Below are 3,440 nucleotides of genomic sequence, written 5' to 3'. Positions count from 1 at the left end.
ACCAACAGGGACTGCACAATCGGGACATGCACCTCCCGAATATACGCACGCATCGCATCCGCACCCTGACCACTGATGTTCCCCGACGCGGCGAGACTTTGGAGCCCCTGCAGGAGCGCCTCAAGCGCCTCACTCCGGTCCGCGAGACTCTTCTGCAACCCCGGAGACGACGCCTGCCACGAATCCGCAGAAAACTCCACCACACTCACTGCGCCACCTCGCCACCCTGCGCATCCTGCGCGTCCTGCACTTCGATGCTCACTCCGAACTGATCGAACTCGCCCGTGTCCTTCTGCGCCAGAGCACCATACGACGTGATCAACGTCGACAGCTCGGAATAAATCTCCGACACAACCGTGGTGCCAGTCACGTTCAGACCGTCTCCCCGATCACCGCTCGTGCTCACCAGACTGGGATCCGCGCCATTATCGAGCAGACGATTCGCGATCGCCAACCGCGACCGAGGATCCTCGCCACAGCCTGACCGAGGAACCCAACTACGCCACCAGTTGCGTCGAACGGCATGGTGGCGAGGTCATAGACGGCGCAAAACTACTCATATGTCCCATATTCAGCAGTATGACTCGGACATACCAGCTTGTCCTCCTCTCTTCAAAAAGATTCGATATTCTTGCCGTAGATGCGTTTCCCGTCGATCTCGTATTCGATCCGCGTCTCCCGCTGACACTTCACAATCAGACGCAAAATCCTCTTGGTTTTACTCGCCGGCTAGCTCAGCCTCAAGCTGCGCCGTCCAAGCTTCGTCACCCTTCCAGAACCTCCAGAAATCGTCCTTCTTCTCCTCGTCAGAGAGATCGTCGTAGTATGTCCAATCACTCTCAACAGTGCCCGCTTTGGTGTCCACCGCCCAGCGAAACCGCACTGGGGATTTACCCTGAACGGTACGGAGGATGTCGTGCAGCTCCGTGATTCGCGGCCTGACGAAATCGACATTCTCATAGAACCCGGTCTTATCCAGGACGGCAGAGACGTCGAGGACGCGACCGCCGACAATGACAGTCCTGATGTTACCCTGGACACTTGTGACATTTCCACGGCTGTCGTCCGTGATCTTACCTTGCACATAGAATTTGTCGACTTTATCACCGACCTGCTCCATGCTGAAGCTCAGAATCTCGTTTTGGATCTCCGATAGCCGTTCGAAACTATTCTCGTTGTTCATTACAGTTCCCTAATCGATATTTGGTACGGGGTTTGGGAAATTGTCGCCGCCAGGTTTGCCGCCGATTTCATATCGGACATCCAAACTTATTGGTCGTTTGCTGCCGTCGTAAAGAACCTTGATCTCGATATCAGTGACGGCGCGTGGTGGTACGGCGCTGAGAGCATCTCGCCAGGCGCGTTCCATTGCGGTCCATTTCGAGCCCGCACCGCGGTTGAGAGCTGTTGCTTGGCTGATGAGGTTGTCGAGTTCTGGGCTGCCGTCGAAGACATCCGCGATCAGGTGACCCGCATCGTCCGTGGGGAGCTTGTCTGGCGTGTCCCGCGCATTCTCAAAGCGAGTACGGCCGGTGGGCTTCAGATGGAGGTTCTCGACGGTGACCCGTTCGATCAGACCGTCAGCGTTCGTTTCGTACACGTACTGGTGGTTTGTGCCGGGTGCACTCGCACGATACCTCACGTTGGGAAGCAGCGCACCCTTACGGTCCGGATCAAAGGGATCGAGAACCTCTGTCTTCTCGCCAGGAGTACCGGACTCTCGCTCGCCTCCACCACGCGACTTCACGGTCGACCCGTCAATCGCGTCTGGTGGTCGTATTGTGGGCTCGAATACGTCGCTGACTGTCACCCCTCCCGCGCCGAGGTGGTTCTTGAGCCAGTCCAGGGCGCTGACTGACGGGGTGAATTCGTTGCTGACTGTCACCCCTCCCGCGCCGATCTGGTTCGTGAGCCAGTCGAGGGCGCTGGTGGTCCTGCTCGGGTTCGTGATGATGGGTTTCGCGAAGTCGGCGAATTTGTTCGCCTGACCCACAAGTCCGCTCGTTTTCGCGATCTTCAACGCCGCCGCTCCGGGCAGGGCGTTCCCAACGAGCTGTCCGATCACCACCGGGTTACCCTCGCGAACCTGGTCAACAAGCGTCGTCACCTGCTGCCACGCTTGATGACGCACGTCCTCGTCAAAGACGAGAGCCTCGATCCCACGCCCCGTGTCACGCAGATTCATCTGCGCCGCACCGCTCATCACCTGCCCGACACCCGACCCGACACTCGCGACGAACTGCCCCGCCCACGACCCCGACCCGACCGCCGGCTGCATCACCGTGACGTCATACCATCGGCCCACCTGGAGGCTTATGCAAAGCCGAGCGAGTGGGAAGCGGAAGAAGGTCAGCGTCGGTGGCCTGGTGGGACATACATTCTCTCGGGTGTCAGTTCTCGACCGGTCGGCGTGTCGACGATGCGTTTGCCGTGCTCGTCGATGACGATTTGCAGATCGCTTCCGACGGGTAGGTCGTAGATGCCGATCAGAGCGGGCTCGATTTCGCAGGCATCGTTGAAATCGGTGATGCGCCAGTTGTTTGAGTCGGCGAGGTACTCGCTGCTGTCCGCCGCGCTCATGATGCGCCAGCCGTTGTCGACTGGTGCGTTCGAGGGCTCGCGTAGCATCCACCGCACCGGAGCGCGACCCTTCCACGCGTTCATCGTCATCAGACAGGCCCCTGCCTGAGGAATAATCTCCATACCCTGCTTCTGGCTCATGAGATCACGTCGATATCTTGCCCGGTCGCCGCAGCATACGCGCGAACCTCATCACGCATGAAACCAGACTTGGTTTGCGCAAGATACTGCCCCACGCTGGCCTGACGCCGCCGATCGACATGCGCCGTCAAGTCAGGTCGAGAGTGCGCCGTGACCGCAGCAAACGCGGCCCGCAAATATTCGTGGCTGGCCGAAATATCCGTGACAAGCATCGTCAGTGGAAGACCGAACCTGGGTGAGCGCAGATTAATGTCCGCCCCGCCGTCCAACAACCGTCCGATCAGCGCCGCTTCCGCTTCGGGGTCACGAACCTGCTTGTAACCCCACAACGCATGCAACACATTGATACGATCACGGCTTGTGCTCACCAGACTGGGATCCGCGCCATCATCGAGCAGACGATTCGCGATCGCCAACCGCGCCCGAGGATCCTCGTTCACCACAGCCTGACCGAGGAACCCAAGTCCGCCAACAGTTGCGTCGAACGGCATGGTAGCGGGGTCGTATCCGGCACAAAACTCCTCATACGTCCCATTTCCAGCAGTATAAATCGAAAATGCCATAGTCTCCTCCTCTTCTCGTTTTCTACTCATCGATATATTCATCAATATGCGACCGGTTTCTACCCGGATCTTCAACTTGGAGCGTTATTCATAAGGTCTGATTCGGGTGTGTCGCTCAGAGGCATCGGCTTCCCGTTTGAGAGAATAGAAGTTCCA

The 3,440-nt window shown here is 58.4% G+C and carries 5 protein-coding genes; all 5 read right to left on the bottom strand.

Annotation, left to right across the window (positions count from 1 at the left end; all coding sequences use genetic code 11):
* Nucleotides 1–205 precede the first annotated feature (205 nt).
* The 5 genes from HRF29_RS14545 to HRF29_RS14525 all read right to left on the bottom strand — a co-directional run bounded on the left by HRF29_RS14545 (nucleotide 206) and on the right by HRF29_RS14525 (nucleotide 3,284).
* Nucleotides 206–454, bottom strand: a complete 249-nt coding sequence (locus HRF29_RS14545; protein WP_173249566.1) for a hypothetical protein — start codon at nucleotides 452–454, stop codon at nucleotides 206–208.
* A gap of 264 nt (nucleotides 455–718) precedes the next feature.
* Nucleotides 719–1,183, bottom strand: coding sequence for a hypothetical protein (locus HRF29_RS14540; RefSeq protein ID WP_173249565.1), 465 nt, complete (start codon nucleotides 1,181–1,183; stop codon nucleotides 719–721).
* A 9-nt stretch (nucleotides 1,184–1,192) separates the two neighbouring features.
* Nucleotides 1,193–2,278 carry a DNA/RNA non-specific endonuclease gene (locus HRF29_RS14535; RefSeq protein ID WP_246227142.1) on the bottom strand — a complete coding sequence of 362 codons (1,086 nt, stop codon included), beginning with the start codon at nucleotides 2,276–2,278 and terminating at the stop codon, nucleotides 1,193–1,195.
* 71 nt (nucleotides 2,279–2,349) lie between these two features.
* On the bottom strand, nucleotides 2,350–2,721 hold the full coding sequence (locus tag HRF29_RS14530; protein WP_222929668.1) for an immunity protein Imm33 domain-containing protein: 372 nt from the start codon (nucleotides 2,719–2,721) through the stop codon (nucleotides 2,350–2,352).
* On the bottom strand, nucleotides 2,718–3,284 hold the full coding sequence (locus HRF29_RS14525) for a hypothetical protein (RefSeq protein WP_173249563.1): 567 nt from the start codon (nucleotides 3,282–3,284) through the stop codon (nucleotides 2,718–2,720). The genes HRF29_RS14530 and HRF29_RS14525 overlap by 4 nt, the downstream gene beginning before the upstream one ends.
* Nucleotides 3,285–3,440 lie beyond the last annotated feature (156 nt).

The organism is Rathayibacter agropyri, from assembly GCF_013249015.1.
Taxonomy (GTDB): domain Bacteria; phylum Actinomycetota; class Actinomycetes; order Actinomycetales; family Microbacteriaceae; genus Rathayibacter; species Rathayibacter agropyri.
This window is presented reverse-complemented; position numbering and strand designations above follow the sequence as displayed.